The organism is Cryobacterium glucosi (assembly GCF_004402235.1).
GTDB lineage: Bacteria > Actinomycetota > Actinomycetes > Actinomycetales > Microbacteriaceae > Cryobacterium > Cryobacterium glucosi.
On record NZ_SOFS01000019.1, the window covers coordinates 451,888 to 468,764 of the forward strand.

The 16,877-nt window shown below is 65.2% G+C and carries 14 protein-coding genes; 1 reads left to right on the forward strand and 13 read right to left on the reverse strand.

Annotated elements, in window-relative coordinates:
• Window positions 1-85: 85 nt before the first annotated feature.
• A complete protein-coding gene (locus E3O46_RS10690) occupies window positions 86-904 on the reverse strand; it encodes a glycoside hydrolase family 25 domain-containing protein (RefSeq protein ID WP_134558050.1) in 819 nt (272 codons plus the stop codon).
• Window positions 905-1,428: 524 nt separating this feature from the next.
• Here E3O46_RS10690 and E3O46_RS10695 point away from each other — a divergent pair.
• The gene (locus tag E3O46_RS10695; protein ID WP_134561678.1) at window positions 1,429-2,271 is read left to right on the forward strand and encodes a hypothetical protein; all 843 of its coding nucleotides are present in this window, start codon (window positions 1,429-1,431) and stop codon (window positions 2,269-2,271) included.
• Between the two features lie 72 nt (window positions 2,272-2,343).
• Here E3O46_RS10695 and nrdF read toward each other — a convergent pair whose 3' ends face one another.
• The 12 genes from nrdF to mmsA all read right to left on the reverse strand — a co-directional run bounded on the left by nrdF (window position 2,344) and on the right by mmsA (window position 16,806).
• Complete coding sequence (gene nrdF / locus E3O46_RS10700) at window positions 2,344-3,318, reverse strand: class 1b ribonucleoside-diphosphate reductase subunit beta (protein ID WP_134446785.1); 975 nt, start codon at window positions 3,316-3,318, stop codon at window positions 2,344-2,346.
• Between the two features lie 101 nt (window positions 3,319-3,419).
• The gene (nrdE, locus tag E3O46_RS10705) at window positions 3,420-5,525 is read right to left on the reverse strand and encodes a class 1b ribonucleoside-diphosphate reductase subunit alpha (protein ID WP_134561718.1); all 2,106 of its coding nucleotides are present in this window, start codon (window positions 5,523-5,525) and stop codon (window positions 3,420-3,422) included.
• Window positions 5,526-5,557: 32 nt separating this feature from the next.
• Complete coding sequence (nrdI, locus tag E3O46_RS10710) at window positions 5,558-5,962, reverse strand: class Ib ribonucleoside-diphosphate reductase assembly flavoprotein NrdI (protein WP_134446783.1); 405 nt, start codon at window positions 5,960-5,962, stop codon at window positions 5,558-5,560.
• A gap of 54 nt (window positions 5,963-6,016) precedes the next feature.
• Window positions 6,017-6,250, reverse strand: a complete 234-nt coding sequence (nrdH, locus tag E3O46_RS10715; RefSeq protein WP_134446781.1) for a glutaredoxin-like protein NrdH — start codon at window positions 6,248-6,250, stop codon at window positions 6,017-6,019.
• 346 nt (window positions 6,251-6,596) lie between these two features.
• Window positions 6,597-7,631 carry a LacI family DNA-binding transcriptional regulator gene (locus tag E3O46_RS10720; protein ID WP_134446777.1) on the reverse strand — a complete coding sequence of 345 codons (1,035 nt, stop codon included), beginning with the start codon at window positions 7,629-7,631 and terminating at the stop codon, window positions 6,597-6,599.
• A 96-nt stretch (window positions 7,632-7,727) separates the two neighbouring features.
• A complete protein-coding gene (yjfF, locus tag E3O46_RS10725; protein WP_134446775.1) occupies window positions 7,728-8,747 on the reverse strand; it encodes a galactofuranose ABC transporter, permease protein YjfF in 1,020 nt (339 codons plus the stop codon).
• The gene (locus E3O46_RS10730) at window positions 8,744-9,784 is read right to left on the reverse strand and encodes an ABC transporter permease (protein ID WP_166791059.1); all 1,041 of its coding nucleotides are present in this window, start codon (window positions 9,782-9,784) and stop codon (window positions 8,744-8,746) included. The genes yjfF and E3O46_RS10730 overlap by 4 nt, the downstream gene beginning before the upstream one ends.
• A gap of 5 nt (window positions 9,785-9,789) precedes the next feature.
• A complete protein-coding gene (locus E3O46_RS10735) occupies window positions 9,790-11,340 on the reverse strand; it encodes a sugar ABC transporter ATP-binding protein (protein WP_134446773.1) in 1,551 nt (516 codons plus the stop codon).
• A 118-nt stretch (window positions 11,341-11,458) separates the two neighbouring features.
• The gene (locus tag E3O46_RS10740; protein ID WP_134561680.1) at window positions 11,459-12,445 is read right to left on the reverse strand and encodes an ABC transporter substrate-binding protein; all 987 of its coding nucleotides are present in this window, start codon (window positions 12,443-12,445) and stop codon (window positions 11,459-11,461) included.
• Between the two features lie 265 nt (window positions 12,446-12,710).
• Complete coding sequence (locus E3O46_RS10745; RefSeq protein ID WP_134558053.1) at window positions 12,711-13,802, reverse strand: substrate-binding domain-containing protein; 1,092 nt, start codon at window positions 13,800-13,802, stop codon at window positions 12,711-12,713.
• A gap of 92 nt (window positions 13,803-13,894) precedes the next feature.
• Window positions 13,895-15,220: a multiple monosaccharide ABC transporter permease gene (mmsB, locus tag E3O46_RS10750; RefSeq protein ID WP_134558054.1), complete on the reverse strand. Its 1,326-nt coding sequence runs from the start codon at window positions 15,218-15,220 to the stop codon at window positions 13,895-13,897.
• Window positions 15,220-16,806, reverse strand: coding sequence for a multiple monosaccharide ABC transporter ATP-binding protein (gene mmsA / locus E3O46_RS10755; RefSeq protein ID WP_277612974.1), 1,587 nt, complete (start codon window positions 16,804-16,806; stop codon window positions 15,220-15,222). The genes mmsB and mmsA overlap by 1 nt, the downstream gene beginning before the upstream one ends.
• Window positions 16,807-16,877: the final 71 nt, after the last annotated feature.

A 16,877-nucleotide genomic window follows, 5' to 3' on the forward strand; every position in this document is an offset into this window, starting at 1 on the left:
GTCTTCCGCCGTTGCGCGGGTGGTCGACCACCCGCGTGGCGGCGGAACGCCCGCGCTCGGTCCGGCGGGCGAGCGGATGCGCGCGTCAGCGCCGGTGGTGGATCCGAACCTTCGCCGGCGCCGGCGTGGGAGTCGGAGTCGGGGTGAGAGTGGCCGTCGGCGTCGGCGCAGGCGCCACGACCACGGGCGCCACGGGCGCCGTGGCACCGAGGCCGAGGAAGGTCGCGTCGAACGAGTTCAGGTCGACGAGGACGCCGTTCAGGTTGTGCTCGAACTTCTGCTGCACGCCGATCCGCGGATTCGCGGCGGTGTTCCAGCCGCCGTATGACACCGCAGCGGGCGCGCCCGTGTCGGCGAGCCAGCCGCTGTAGTTCACTGCACCGGCATTGGTGTCCCAGAGCGGCACGTCGGCGAAGGCGCCGCTGTTGTTCATGATGCTCGGCCACATCCCCGAACCGCTGTAGATCACCGGCCGCACACCCATCGCACGCACCCCGTCGACCATCGCGCGGGTGACCGGCGAGCTGCCGGTCTCGACGTCGAGGGCGAAGAACTGCAGTTGCGACTGGTACGGGCCGGCCGCGGCGATCCCGCCCTGCCAGCACGTCGCATCCCGGGTGTAGACGGCGATCTTGAGGCCGGCGTCGAGCGCCATCTTCAGCTGGGCCTGTGTGTGCTCCCAGGGGGCGCAGCTGCCCCACGCGGTCGAGTGCATCACGTAGAGACGGATACCCTCGTTGTACGCCTGTGTGAACCAGGCCGGGTCCGTGATGATGTTCGCGGAGTCGACGACCTTGACGGACGACGGCGTCGCCGCCTGGGCGGAAGAAACGTTCGTGGGGGCGATGAGGCCGAGTATAGCCAGCGAAAGCGCAAGCGCTGCCGCCAGGTGATTCTTGTTCATTTAAGGGGACTCCGAAGTACCAGATCGTGGTGCTGAACCCGGTAACTCCAGTGTCAAATCACTTCAGTGTCGCGCGTACGTCGCCGGAGCTGACTGTTCGTCAGACTCAACGGGTGGAACCAGGCAATGAGATATTCTGTCTATGGTGACACATCCTCACGTTGAGCACTAGTCCCCCAACGAGGGACACGCTGCGGCCGCCGACTGAGCCGAGAGCGTAATTCCTGCACCGCCGGGACCGGACCCGGTGTCGCCATCCACGGAGAGTCGCGCGCTTGGACCGGCCCCGGAAACGCCCGGTGAGAGCGGCAACCTGACCCTGGATGCCTGCCGGACGACGGCCGGCATCGGGCGGGAAGTCCTGGCAGCACTCATCCGTCTCCCGGGCCGGGCACCCAGCAGACACGGAGGGTCTGGCCGACCCGGCTGCCTAGACTCGCCACGTGCTGCCGGCATCGGTTCGCCATCCGGGCCCGCCCTGGATTGCACCCACCGTCGGCCGCACGCAATCGAAAGGAATAACTGTGACCCAGAACAAGAACTCCTCGGCTACCGCCACCTCTCGAAAGAAGCGCCTCACGATCGGCGCCGCCTCCGTGCTCGCCGCGGGTGCCCTGCTCGGCACCGGCATGCAGGGAGCAACGGCCAGCCCGTTGGGCGGAACCGCCGAACCGGGCACCCCGTCGACCCCGTCGGCATCCGCCCCCGCTACCCCGGGCGCCTCGTTCTTCAGCTCCGTCGCGCACGAGCTGCGCGGGGACCTCGCGCACGGACGGGACTTCGGCGAGAAGGCCCAGAAGGTCGCCGCGACGATCTCCGATCACGCCGAGCTCTTTGCGAGCCTGCCTGCGAATCTGCAGGCCGACCTGACCACCCTCACGCAGGCCTCGGACGGGGACCGCACCGCCGCCGCCGAATTCATCGCCACGTCGGCTCTCGCCGGGAACTATGGCGAGCAGGCGCAGGCGCTCGCCGTTGCGATCCAGGCTGACCCGGAGCATCCGCTGCGCGCCGCCCTGCACGCAGCGCTCGAGGGCAGCCTCGACGCCGGCACCCCCGGCGCCGGCGCCGACACCGCGACGGACACCACGGACGCGGGTCCCGCCGTCACCAAGCTCGCCCTGAGCCTTGTCGACAACCCCGCCCTGTTCGACAAGCTCCCGGTCGAGCTGCAGAGCGCCCTGACCGCGCTCAAGGCACTGCCGGCGGAGCAGCAGGATGCCGCTGCCCAGCAGATCGCCACCGACGCCGGGACCGGGACCTACGGCCCGGAGATCCAGAAGATCGCCAAGCACCTGGCACACGGCGCAGCGCAGGACACGGGGCACGACGCTTCGGGCCACGCCGACGCCACGGCCGCCCACTAGCCGGCCGGAACGAACGAGGAAGGCCGGGGGCGCAGTGCGCTCCCGGCCTTCCGCCGTCCTACCGGTCCAGGGCTAGAAGTCCCAGTCGGCGTCTTCCGTGTTGACGGCCTTGCCGATCACGTACGAGGAGCCCGACCCGGAGAAGAAGTCGTGGTTCTCGTCGGCGTTCGGCGAGAGCGCGGACAGGATCGCCGGGTTCACGTCGCACACCTCCTTGGGGAAGATGGCCTCGTAGCCGAGGTTCATCAGGGCCTTGTTGGCGTTGTAGTGCAGGAACTTCTTGACGTCCTCGGTCAGGCCGACGGTGTCGTAGAGGTCCTGGGTGTACTGCACCTCGTTCTCGTAGAGCTCGAAGACGAGGTTGAACGCGTAGTCCTTGATCTCGTCGCGACGCTCCTGCGTCGCCGCCTCGAGGCCCTTCTGGAACTTGTAGCCGATGTAGTAGCCGTGCACCGCTTCGTCACGGATGATCAGGCGGATGAGGTCGGCCGTGTTGGTCAGGCGGGCGCGGCTGGAGAACCACATCGGCAGGTAGAAGCCCGAGTAGAACAGGAACGACTCGAGCAGCACCGAGGCGACCTTGCGCTTGAGCGGGTCGTCGCCCTGGTAGTAGTCCATCACGATCGAGGCCTTGCGCTGCAGGTTGACGTTCTCCGTCGACCAGCGGAACGCCTCGTCGATGTCCTTGGTGTTGCTCAGGGTGGAGAAGATCGACGAGTAGCTCTTGGCGTGCACGGACTCCATGAACGCGATGTTCGTGTAGACGGCCTCTTCGTGCGGGGTGATCGAGTCGGGGATCAGCGAGACGGCGCCGACGGTGCCCTGGATCGTGTCGAGCAGGGTCAGGCCGGTGAACACGCGCAGGGTGAGCTGCTGCTCGACCGGGGTGAGCTGGTTCCAGGACTGCACGTCGTTCGACAGCGGGATCTTCTCCGGCAGCCAGAAGTTGTTGGTCAGCCGGTTCCAGACGTCGACGTCTTTCTCATCTTCGATCTTGTTCCAGTTGATCGCATCGACATGCGAGATGAGCTTGAGCTTGTCAATCATTTCGTGTTCCTTTTTCGGCATGTCTCAGTCTTCGGCCGGTATCGGACGAGTCAGCGTGCACTGTGATTACAGCATCCACAGTAGATGAAGCGGTGCTGTGCTTAGAGCATGCACGAGACGCAGCCGTCGACCTCGGTCCCCTCGAGGGCCATCTGGCGGAGACGGATGTAGTAGATGGTCTTGATGTCCTTGCGCCACGCGTAGATCTGCGCCTTGTTGATGTCGCGGGTCGTCGCGGTGTCCTTGAAGAAGAGCGTGAGCGAGAGACCCTGGTCGACGTGCTGCGTTGCCGCGGCGTAGGTGTCGATGATCTTCTCCGCACCGATCTCGTAGGCGTCCTGGTAGAAGTCCAGGTTGTCGTTCGTCATGAACGGGGCCGGGTAGTAGACGCGGCCGAGCTTGCCTTCCTTGCGGATCTCGATTTTCGAGGCGATCGGGTGGATCGACGAGGTCGAGTTGTTGATGTAGGAGATCGACCCGGTCGGCGGCACGGCCTGCAGGTTCTGGTTGTAGATGCCGTGTTCGATGACGGATGCCTTCAGCTCGGCCCAGTCGGCCTGGGTCGGGATGCGCACCCCGGCCTTCTCGAACAGCTCGGCGCCGCGGGCGGTGGACGGGACCCACGCCTGGTCGGTGTACTTGTCGAAGAATGCGCCGGAGGCATACGTCGAGTCCTCGAAGCCGGCGAACGCGTGGCCGCGTTCGATGGCGAGGGTGTTCGAGGCGCGGAGGGCGTGGAACAGCACCGTGTAGAAGTAGATGTTCGTGAAGTCGATCGCTTCTTCGCTGCCGTAGTACACCCGCTCGCGGGCGAGGTAGCCGTGCAGGTTCATCTGGCCGAGGCCGATCGCGTGCGACTTGTCGTTGCCGTCTTCGATCGAACGAACCGAGGCGATGTGGCTCTGCTCGGAGACCGAGTTGAGGCCACGGATCGCGGTTTCGACGGTCTTGCCGAAGTCCGGCGAGTCCATCGACAGGGCGATGTTCATCGACCCGAGGTTGCAGGAGATGTCCTTGCCGATGGTGTCGTAGGACAGGTCTTCGTTGTACGTGGTCGGTGTGTTGACCTGGAGGATCTCCGAGCACAGGTTCGACATGTTGATGCGGCCCTTGATCGGGTTCGCCGCGTTGACGGTGTCCTCGAACATGATGTACGGGTAGCCGGACTCGAACTGGATCTCCGCGAGGGTCTGGAAGAAGTCGCGCGCCTTCATCTTGGACTTCTTGATCCGCGGGTCGTCGACCATCTCGTGGTACTTCTCGCTCACGGAGATGTCGGCGAAGGGCACACCGTAGACGCGCTCGACGTCGTAGGGCGAGAACAGGTACATGTCCTCGTCCTTCTTGGCGAGCTCGAAGGTGATGTCGGGGATGACGACGCCGAGCGACAGGGTCTTGATCCGCACCTTCTCGTCGGCGTTCTCACGCTTGGTGTCGAGGAAGCGCATGATGTCGGGGTGGTGCGCGTGCAGGTACACGGCGCCGGCACCCTGGCGGGCACCGAGCTGGTTCGCGTAGCTGAAGGAGTCTTCGAGGAGCTTCATCACGGGGATGATGCCGCTCGACTGGTTCTCGATCTGCTTGATCGGGGCGCCGGACTCACGGATGTTGCTGAGCAGCAGCGCGACGCCGCCGCCGCGCTTGGAGAGCTGGAGCGAGGAGTTGATGCCGCGGGCGATCGACTCCATGTTGTCTTCGATGCGGAGCAGGAAGCAGGAGACGAGTTCGCCGCGCTGCGCCTTGCCCGAGTTCAGGAACGTCGGCGTTGCGGGCTGGAAACGGCCGGCGATGATCTCCTCGACGAGGCCGGTCGCGAGCTTCTCGTCGCCCTGGGCGAGGCCGAGTGCGGTCATGACGACGCGGTCTTCGAAACGCTCGAGGTACCGGTTGCCGTCGAAGGTCTTGAGCGTGTACGACGTGTAGTACTTGAACGCACCGAGGAAGGTCTGGAAGCGGAACTTCTTCGAGTACGCGAGGTCGTTGAGCCTCGTGATGAATTCGAAGGAGTACTGGTCGAGCACGGCCTGCTCGTAGTATTCCTTCTCGACCAGGTAGTCGAGGCGTTCCCGGAGGGAGTGGAAGAACACCGTGTTCTGGTTGACGTGCTGCAGGAAGAACTCACGGGCCGCCTCCCTGTCCTTATCGAACTGGATTTCCCCGTTCGGCCCATAGAGGTTGAGCATGGCATTGAGGGAGTGATAGTCCATCGCCAGCGCGACCTGCGCGTGCGGGGCTACTTTCACGGCTGTTGCTTCCAAAATGATTCCAATCCGTCGTGAACGATGCGCACATCATCCGGAGTTCCCAATACTTCAAATCGATACATATGCGGCACGTTGCACTTGGCCGCGATGATGTCCCCCGCGATGCAGAATGCCGTGCCGAAGTTCATGTTGCCCGCGCCGATCACGCCGCGGATGAGCGACCGGTTGTGCTCGTCGTTCAGGAAGCGGATGACCTGCTTCGGCACAGCTCCCCTGGCCTCGCCGCCGCCATAGGTCGGCACGACGAGCACATAGGGCTCCGTCGCCCGGAGCGGCTCGTCGCGCGCGTACAACGGGATGCGTGCGGCAGGCCGGCCGAGTTTCTCCACGAACCTCTGGGTGTTCCCCGAGGTGCTGGAGAAATAGACGATCTCAGCCATTGGATGCCGGCCTCACTCTCGAACCGCGTGCTTCAGTCCCGTAGCGCAGACCGCTCAGGCGAGACGTGCGGCGAGTTCGTTGATCTTGTCCGGGCGGAAGCCGGACCAGTGGTCCTCGTCGGTGATGACGACGGGCGCCTGCAGGTAGCCGAGTGCTTTGACGGCCTCGAGGGCGTTCTCGTCGACGGAGAGGTCGAGCACTTCGTACTCGATGCCCTTGTTGTCGAGGGCCCGGTAGGTGGCTGTGCACTGCACGCAGGAGGGCTTGGTGTAAACCGTGATTGCCATGTGGAAGGCCTTTCTCGTGGTTCAGAAGAGTAGTGGTTCAGAAGTGAGTGCGCCAGTACGACTGTGCAAGTGCGATGCGGCCCTGCGAAACGCGGGATGTCACGGGTGTTGCGGCGTTGCTGTGCTGGAGATCAATACTACATGTAGTGCCTCCCAATGGGAATGGCCACTACATGCGGTAATTACAATTATGTAGTTATCCACCGACATTCGTGATGTTGTCAACAGGCTGGCGCATTCGGAGGCCCGCTTTCCCGCGGAAATCGCCGGGTTATCCACATCCTGCAGAATCAGCATTCGCACCTCTGTGGATAACTCACCGCGGGCGTGTCGCCGCCGGGAGCGGCTAGGCGCGCGGGGCGGACGACTCGCGGACGACGAGTTCAGGGACCGAGCTCGGCAGGTCGGGCGCCTCCTCGTCCTCGAGCACGGCGAGGAGGGTGCTCAGGATGTTGCGGCCGAGTTCGTCGAAGTCCTGGCGCATGGTCGTCAGTGTCGGGGAGAAGAACGCGGCCTCGGGGATATCGTCGAACCCGATGACGCTCACGCGGTCCGGCACGGCGAGTCCGTTGCGGACGAGGGCGTGGATGAGTCCGAGTGCCATCTGGTCGTTGCCGGCGAACACGGCCGTGAAGTCGCCATAGGCGCCGGATTCGATCAGGTCCATGCCGAGGCGGAACCCGCTCGCAGGCGACCAGTCGCCGATCAGCGGTTCCCTCGCGATGAGGCCGCGGTCGCCCAGTTCGTCACGCCAGCCCCTGGCTCGTTCGATGGCGTCGACGGAGTCGGCCGGTCCGGCGAGGTGCACGATATTGGTGTGGCCGAGTTCGGCGAGGTGCGTGACGGCGATCCGCGCACCGCGGTAGTTGTCGACGCCGACCCGGTGGAATCCGCCGCGGCCGCTCGACTCCACCGCGATGAGGGGCACCCCGAGTTCGATGCCCCTGACGGCCTCGAGGGCGCTGCGGTGCGCCGCGATCAGCACGATCGCCTCGACGTTCTGCCGCAGGAGGAGCTCAACGGCGGAACGCAACGACTCCGGGTCCGACTCGAGCATGCTCGCCATGCTCACCGCGTACCGGGCGTCCCTCGCCGCCTCGTTGAACCGCAGGACGGTGCTCGAGGGTCCGTAGTCCGGTCCTCCTGTTGTGATCAGGCCGATCGTCCGGGAGCGGCGGGTGACGAGGGCGCGCGCAGCGGGTGACGGCCGGTAGCGGAGCTGCTTGATCGCGTTCTCGACACGTTCCCGTGTCGCGGGGCGCACATTGGGAAGGTCGTTGAGCACCCGGGAGACCGTCTGGTGCGAGACGCCGGCCAGCCGCGCGACGTCGAAGATGTTGGCGACGCGCGCCTTCTCATCGTCCTTGCTCACCAGGCTCATTGGCTCCCACCGATGCGTGTTCAACGCATCGTCTCTCTGTCCCCTTATTCTGGCTCACGCGCGGGTGCCGTGGCCGACACGCTCTCGCCGGACGCGTTATCGACGGCGTGCCGTCAGGACCTTCTGAAGGACGATGAAGACGAGGAGGAGCCCGCCGATGAAGATCCGGGTCCACCACGAGCTGAGGGTGCCTTCGAAGGTGATGATCGTCTGGATCGTGCCGAGCACGAGCACGCCGAGCACAGAGCCGAGCACGAAGCCGTACCCACCCGTGAGCAGGGTCCCGCCGATCACGACCGCGGCGATCGCGTCGAGTTCGGTGCCGACCGCCGTGAGGCTGTATCCCGAAAGCGTATAGAAGGTGAAGAGCACCCCGGCAAGGCCGGAGCAGAATCCGCTGATCACGTAGACGAGCACCTTGGTCCTGGCCACCGGCAGTCCCATCAGCATGCCCGACTGTTCCCCGCCGCCGATCGCGTAGACGGTGCGGCCCAGCCGGGAGTAGTGCAGCACGAGGAACGCGACCAGGACCACAAGAAGGGCGATCACGACGCTCGCCGTGATGCTCATGCGACCGCCGAACGAGATCCTGGTCTGCGCGAGGCTGACGAAGACCGGGTCGGTGATCGAGATCGAGTCCTTGCTGATCACGTAGCAGAGTCCCCTGGCGAGGAACATCGCGGCGAGGGTCGCGATGAACGGCTGGATCTTGAAGATGTGAATCATGAGTCCGACCAGGAGTCCGAGCACCGATGTCAGCACGAGGATGAGCGGGATCACGACCGAGGCAGACCAGCCGGACTGGAGCAGGCTCGCGGCGATCATGGTCGACAGGGCGAGGACGGCCCCGACCGACAGGTCGATGCCCCCGGTCAGGATCACGAACGTCATCCCGACCGCCAGCACGATCAGGTAGGCGTTGTCGACGAACAGGTTGAGGATCACGGGCCCGGAAACGAAGCCACGATAGCGGCTGCCACCGATCGCGAAGATGGCGATGAGCAGCACGAGGGTCACGAGGACGGGGCCGTACTTCGGGCTCGTGAACGCGGACGAGACCCGGCCGAGCAGTCGGCGGCCCGCGTCGACGGGCGCGGAGGAGGTGTCGATGCTCATGAGACGGACGCCCTTTCGGCGGTTCGGGTGCCCGGACGTCCCCGGCCGAGTGACCGGCGCCAGCGGCCGAACGTGGCGTTCGTCGTTGGCGACTGCAGCAGGCAGACGGCCGTCACGACCGCGGCCTTGAAGACCATCGTCGCGATGGGTGGGATGCCGACCGTGTACACCGTTGTGACGAGGGTCTGGATGACGAGGGCGCCGACGAGGGTGCCGAGGAGTGAGTACCGGCCGCCTGCGAGAGAGGTTCCTCCGATCACCACCGCGAGGATCGCATCCAGTTCGATGAAGAGGCCGGTGTTGTTGGCATCGGCCGCCGTCTGGTTCGAGGTCAGGATGAGGCCGGCGATGGCGGCCGCGAATGCCGAGAAGGTGTACACGGTGATCAAGAGGCCCCGCGACCGGACGCCGGCCTGCCTGCTCGCCTCCGGATTGATTCCGACCGATTCGATCAGGAGCCCGAGGGCCGTGCGCCGGGTGAGCAGGGCGGCTGCGGCAAAGATGACGGCCGCGATGACGACGGAAACCGGGATGCCGAGGACGAATCCGGACCCGATGACCTTGAAGGGAGGACTGTTCACGGTGAGGATCTGGCCCTCCGTGATGAGCATCGCCGCGCCGCGCCCGGCGGTCATCAGGATCAGGGTCGCGATGATGGGCTGGATCCCGAGCACGGCGACCAGGAACCCGTTCCACAGGCCGAGGACGAGGGCGATCAGGAGCGCGGCGATCACGGCGACCGCGACCGTGCCGATGCTGCCCGGTTCCGGGGAACCGAGGATGATCGAGCAGGCCACGGCACCGGCGATCGCGCACACGGCGCCCACGGAGAGGTCGATCCCACGCGTCGCGATGACGAGAGTCATTCCGACCGCGATGATGAGGGTCGGCGCGCCGTTGCGGGCGATGTCCACGAGGCTGCCGAAGAGGTGCCCGTTCTTGACCTCGAGGCTGAAGAAGCCGGGGAAGGCGACGAGGTTGATGGTGAACAGGACGAGCAGCATCACCACCGGCCAGAACAAGCGGCTCGAGAACATCCGGTTCATCGTTCCACCGCCGTCAGTTCACCGTCGGCGATGATGGCCAGGAGGCTGTCAACGGTCAGGTCGTCATTGACGATGTCGGCGACGAGCCTGCGGTCCCTCATGATCGCGATCCTGCTGCTGAGGCGCAGCACCTCCTCGAGTTCCGCCGAGATGAACAGCACCGACATCCCGTTTTCGGCGAGGTTGACCACGAGTTTCTGGATCTCGGCCTTCGCGCCCACATCGATGCCCCTTGTCGGTTCATCGAGGATCAGCAGCCGCGGCGCGACGGCGAGCCACCTGGCCAGCAACACCTTCTGCTGGTTGCCTCCGGAGAGGTTCCTGACGATGGCGTCCGGGTTGGCCGGCCGGATGTTCAGGGCCTGGATGTAGCTGACCGCGAGCTCGTCGCGGCGCTTCCGAGAGATCGGATGGAACCAGCCGCGGTCGGCCTGCAGCGCGAGCACGATGTTGTCCCGCACGGTGAGGTCCTCGACGATGCCCTCGGCGCGGCGGTTCTCCGAGGAGTAGGCGACTCCCCGCGCGAGGGCGGAACGAGGAGTTCGGAACCGGTGCGGCGTGCCGTCGATCACCAGTTCCCCGGAGTCCGGTCGGTCGATGCCGGAGAGGATCCTGGCGAGCTCGGTGCGCCCGGAGCCCAGGAGACCGGCGAGCCCGACGACCTCGCCGGTGTAGACCCGGAGGTCGACCGGCGCGATGGACCCCTTGCGCCCGAGCGCCGTCGCGGCCAGAAGGGGCACTTCGTCGTCTTCCCCGCCTCCCGGCTCGACGATCCGCCGCTCGAGGGCGTCGAGGATCGCGAGTTCCTTGCCGATCATCTTCTGCACGAGGTCGAGGCGCAGGATCTCTGCCGTGCGGTATTCGCCGACGAGTTTGCCGTTCCGAAGTACCGTGAGGCGGTCCGAGATCTCATAGACCTGGTCGAGGAAGTGGGAGACGAAGAGGATCGCGACGCCCTCGGCCTTGAGCTCGCGGATCACCCGGAAGAGTTCGGCGACTTCGTCGGCGTCGAGGCTCGACGTCGGCTCGTCGAGGATCAGGACCTTCGCGTTGACGTCGATGGCCCTGGCGATCGCGACGAGCTGCTGGACAGCGAGCGAGTGCGAACCGAGCAGTGAACCGGGATCGATGTCGAGGTGCAGGCCGCGGAGGAGTTCCACAGCCCGACGCCGGGTGGCCCGCCAATCGATGCCGCCGAACCGGCGGGGTTCCCGACCGAGCATGATGTTCTCAGCGACGCTCAGGTTTCCGAGCAGGTTCACCTCCTGATAGACGGTGCTGATCCCGGCATTCTGGGCCTGGGCGGGGCCCGCGAACGAGACCCGGTTGCCGGCGAGCAGGATCTCGCCACTGTCGGCCGGGCCGCTGTCGATCGCATAGACACCGGTCAGCGCCTTGATCAGGGTCGACTTGCCTGCACCGTTCTCCCCGAGCAGCGAGTGCACCTCGCCGGGGAACATCCGGAAGTTCACCCCGTCGAGGGCCTTGACGCCGGGGAAGGAGATCGAGATGTTCGTCATCTCGACGACGGGGGCCTGTGCGTTCATTCACGTTCTCTCTTCATCGTCGTGCGAGCGGATGCCGGCTCCCGGCGGCAGGGACCGGCCGGCCGGATGGCCTGCCGATTCGAGCCGCCGGAGACCGGCGAAGCGGTACCGGATCCGCTCAGTACTGACGGGTGGGAAATGCGGCAGTCGCCTGCTCCTGGGTGAAGGTCGTCTCCTCCGTCAGGATGCGCTTCTCGACGCTCTCCCCCGCGACGACCTTCTTGACGATGTCGACCAGCTGCTTGCCGAGAAGCGGAGAGCACTCGACGATGAAGTTGATCTTGCCGTCGGAGAGCGCCTGCATGCCGTCCTTCACCGCGTCGATGGTGACGATCTTGATGTCCTTCCCCGGCACCTTGCCCGCCGCTTCGACGGCCTCGATCGCGCCGAGGCCCATGTCGTCGTTGTGGGCGAAGATCAGGGTGGCGTCCGGGTTGGACTTCAGGAGCGCCTCGGTGACCTGCTTTCCGCCCGCCCTCGTGAAGTCGCCGGTCTGCGATGCGACGATCTGGAACTTCGGATCGGCCTTGATGACGTCCGCGAAGCCCTCCGCACGGTCGATGGCGGGAGCCGCGCCCGTCGTGCCCTCGAGCTGGATGATCTTGACGGGATCTGTCTGGTTCTTGTACTCGTCGACGACCCACTGGCCGGCCTTCTCGCCTTCCTTGATGAAGTCGGAACCGAGGAAGCTCACGTAGAGGCTGTCGTCCTTCGAGTCGACGGCACGGTCCGTGAGGACGACCGGAATCCCGGCGTCCTTTGCTTCCTTCAGGACCGCGTCCCAGCCGGTCTCTACGACGGGAGAGAACGCGATGACGTCGACGCCCTGGGTGATGTACGAGCGGATGGCCTTGATCTGGTTCTCCTGCTTCTGTTGCGCATCCGAGAACTTGAGCTGCATTCCGGACGCGGCGAACGCATCCTGGATGTCCTTCGTGTTCGCGGTCCGCCAGCCGCTCTCCGCGCCGACCTGGGCGAAGCCGACGACGATGTCGCCCGGCGCCTTCGCAGCGCCCGTCGAGCTGGTGTCTGCGGCAGTGGAACATCCCGTGAGGGCCAGGAGAAAGGCGCCGACGGCGACCGCTCCGATCATCTTCCTGATCATGTGACTAAACCTCCTTGTTTAGCGTCCCGGCGGAACATTCTGCTGCGTGTCTCGGTGCCGGGCGACCAGGTCGTTCTGGTCGATGTCGAAATGTTAGCGCTCACAAGCGCGCGTTCACAAGCCCTCCCGATATCTTTTCTATCTCCTGTGAAGCGGGGATCCCCGGCATCCGTTCGGCGATTGTGAACGCTCATAACCGAGGCCCCTCATGCAAGCGGAGCCGACCCCTGGCCGGGGCCGGCTCCGCCGGATGATGCGATATCTGTTACTTGGTGAGCGGCGAGAGCTTGGGATCGTTCGCGTAGGCCTCTGCCGCGTTGGCCTTCGTCACGATGACCGGAGGCAACAGGTAGGCGGGAACGATCTTGACGCCGTTGTCGTACGACTTGGTGTCGTTCACGTCGACGGCCTCGCCCTTCTGCAACGCCTGCGCCATCTTGATGGCCTGGGCGACGAGCAGGCGGGTGTCCTTGTTGATCGTGGAGTACTGCTCACCGGCCATGATCGACTTGACCGACTCCACCTCGGAGTCCTGGCCGGTCACGATCGGGATGGGCTTGCCTGCTGCCTTCACCGAGGTGATGATCGCCCGCGCCAGGGTGTCGTTCGGGGAGAGCACGCCATCGAGGGCCTTGTCCCCGTAGGTGCTGGTCAGGAGCGAGTCCATCCGGCTCTGCGCGTTCTCGGCCTTCCAGCCGGCGGTCGCCGTCTGCTTGATGTCGGTCTGGCCGGAGGCGACGACGAGGGTGCCGTCGTCGATCTTCGGCTGGAGGATGCTCATCGCGCCGTTGAAGAAGACCGCGGAGTTGGCATCGTCGGAGGAACCGGAGAAGAGCTCGATGTTGTACGGCCCGGCTGCCTTCCGGGAAGCGAGCCCATCGAGGAGGGCCTGGCCCTGGAGCTCACCGACCTTGAAGTTGTCGTACGCCACGTAGTAGTCCACGTCCGGCGTGTTGAGGATCAGCCGGTCGTAGGCGATGACCGTCGCACCCGCGTCCTTCGCCGCCTTCACCTGGGTGCCGAGCTGGCCGCCGTCTGCCGCGCCGATGATGATGACCTTGGCGCCGTTGGTGACCATCGCCGAGATCTGGTCCTGCTGGTCTTTGACCGTCGTCGAGGCGCCGGCGTACTGCACGTCGCCCTTGAACCCGGCCGTCTTGAGGCCGTCTTCGAAGAGGCCTCCGGCGAGGACCCAGTTCTCAGAGGTCTTCGAGGGAAGCGCGACGCCGATCACCGAGTCCGCCGGGAATCCGGCGGCCGCTGTGGAACCGCCCGTGGTGTCGGTGCGGGTGGAACACCCGGAGAGTGCCATCAGGGCTACGGCGGCGAGCGCTGTAGTCGCAAGGAGTTTTCGCATGTTCGATCGCTTTCTACTCAATGTGGTGGAGCAGGGATTGTGCTGTGCAGGGTGTGGAGCGAGATCGGGAGAGGTCATGCGGATGCCGCGGATCAGGAGGGCATGCTCGCCGGCGGTCTGGCCGTGTCCGGCGTCCCGGAGTCGGGGACGACCATCGGCGCTTCGTCCGGAGCCGGGGTGGTCTTCCGGTTCCGGGTCATGAACCCGAGGATCGACGGCCGGCCCTGTTTCTTGTTCCAGACATCCACCCCCACGGCGAGGAGAAGCACGAGACCCTTGATGATCTGCACCCGGTCGCTTCCGACACCGAGGAGCTGGAGCCCGTTGTTGAGCACGGCCATCACGAGACCGCCGATGATGGAGCCCGTGACCGTGCCGATTCCGCCGGAGACCGCCGCACCGCCGATGAAGACGGCGGCGATGGCGTCGAGCTCCCAGCTCAGCCCGTCCTGCGGTCCGGAAGCGACCGAGCGGGCGACGAAGATCATGCCGGCGAGGGCGGCCAGGATCGACATGTTCATCATCACGAGGAAGTTGATCCGGCGGGACTTGACGCCGGAGAGTTCGGCGGCGAGCTTGTTTCCGCCGACCGCGTAGACGTGACGGCCGAAGATCGTGTTCCGGGTGACGAACGAGTACACGAGCACGAGCACCCCGAGGATGATCCCGGAGACCGGGAAGCTCGTTCCGGTGCGGCCGCCCGCGAAGAGGAAGGACGCGTAGACGACGACCGCATTGAGCAGCACGACCTTGACGACGCTCGCCCAGAGCGGGGACGGCGTCGAACCCATGATCCGCTGCACGCGGCGCGCCCGGATCTCCCGCCAGATCACGGCGATCACAATGATGAGCCCGAGCAGGAGGGTGAGGTTGTTGTACCCGGTGTACGGCCCCACCTCCGGAAGATACCCGGAGCCGATGGTGGTGAAGCCAGGGGGGACGGGCACCGTGTTCGCGTTGCCGATCAGCTGGTTGCCGCCGCGGAAGATGAGCATGCCGGCGAGGGTGACGATGAAGGCCGGCACTCCGACGAAGGCGACCCACCAACCCTGCCACGCCCCGATCAGCATGCCCACGAAGAGGCCGAAGAGGATGGCGAGAGGCCAGGGCAGGTTCCAGTCCTTCATCGAGGTTGCGACGACGATGCCCACGAACGCGGCGACGGACCCGACGGACAGGTCGATGTGCCCGGCGATGATCACGATCACCATCCCGATGGCGAGGATCAGGATGTACGAGTACTGGCTGACGAGGTTGATCAGGTTGCCTGAGGACAGGGTCAGGCCGTTGGTGAGGTACTGGAAGAGCAGGATGATCGCGATCAGGCTGAAGAGGATGCCGAACTGACGCAGGTTTCCCCCGCCGAACAGCTTCCGCGCGCTGCGCGCCTCGCTCGTGGTCGTGGTCTCGGTAGTCATCAGCTGCGAACCTTCTTTCTGGCGCTCGTCATGCTCTTCATCAGGGTCTCCGGGTCGGCCTCCGCCGCGGGGATGCAGTCCGTGATCGCACCCTCGAAGACCGTGTAGATGCGGTCGGCGAGCCCCAGGAGCTCAGGGAGTTCCGAGGAGATCAGGATGACGCCCTTCCCCTGCGCCGCGAGGTTCTGGATGATGCCGTAGATCTCGTACTTGGCGCCGACGTCGATGCCCCGGGTGGGTTCGTCGAGGATGAGCAGGTCGGGGTCCGTGAACATCCACTTGGCGAGGACGACCTTCTGCTGGTTGCCGCCGGAGAGCTTGCTGACCCCGGAATCGACCGTCGGCGTCTTGATCCGGAGGCTCGTGCGGTAGCCCTCCGCGATCGAGTACTCCTTGCCGTCGTTGACGACGGGACCGGCCGAGATCTTGGAGAGCTTCGCGGACACGATCAAACGCTTCACGTCGTCGAGCAGGTTGAGGCCGAGCGCCTTGCGGTCTTCACTCACATAGGCGAGTCCGTGGTCGATGGCCTCTGCCACGTTCCTCAGTTCGATCTCCTTGCCGTCCTTGAACATCCGTCCGGAGAGGAAGGTGCCGTAGGACCGGCCGAAAATACTCATCGCGAGTTCGGTGCGGCCGGCTCCCATGAGCCCGGCGATGCCGACGATCTCCCCGCGCCGCACGGTGAGGCTCGAGTTCTTGACCACCATCCGCTCCGTGACCTGCGGATGCTGCACGTTCCAGTCCCTGACCTCGAAGAACACCTCTCCGATCCTCGGGACATGGTCGGGGAAGCGGCTCTCGAGGCTCCTGCCGACCATGCCGCGGATGATGCGGTCCTCGTTGACCCCGTCCCGCACGGCGTCGAGGGTCTCGATCGTCTTCCCGTCACGGATGATCGTGATGGAGTCGGCGACCTGTTCGATCTCGTTGAGCTTGTGGGAGATCATGATCGACGTGATCCCCTTGCCTTTGAGACCCCGGATCAGGTCGAGCAGGTGCTGCGAGTCTGCCTCGTTGAGCGCCGCGGTCGGCTCGTCGAGGATCAGGAGCTTGACCGACTTACTGAGCGCCTTGGCGATCTCCACGAGTTGCTGCTTGCCGACGCCGATGTTCTTGATCAGGGTGTCCGGATCTTCGCGGAGCCCGACCCGCGCGAGCAGTTCGAGGGCGGTCTTCTTGGCCGTGATCCAGTCGATCGCGCCCCACCGGGTCGGCTCGTTGCCGAGGAAGATGTTCTCGGTGATGGACAGCTCGGGGATCAGCGCGAGTTCCTGGTGGATGATCGCGATCCCGGCTTCCTCGCTCGAGCGGATGTCCCGGAAATGCACGGTCCTGCCCTGGTAGACGATGTCGCCGTCATAGGTCCCGTACGGGTACACCCCGGAGAGCACTTTCATGAGGGTGGATTTGCCTGCGCCGTTCTCACCGCAGATGGCGTGGATCTCCCCTGCCTTCACGGTGAGGGACACGTCGGACAGGGCCTTGACCCCGGGGAACTCCTTCGTGATCGATCGCATTTCCAGAATGACCGGCCCGTCCGCGCGGACGGGCTCGTCGTTCATGACGTGCTGGGTGGACATCATTGTGCTCCTTGCGCCAGATGCCACAGATAGTAACCGGCAGTGGCCGCGAGCAACAGGCTCCCTGCTGCCGC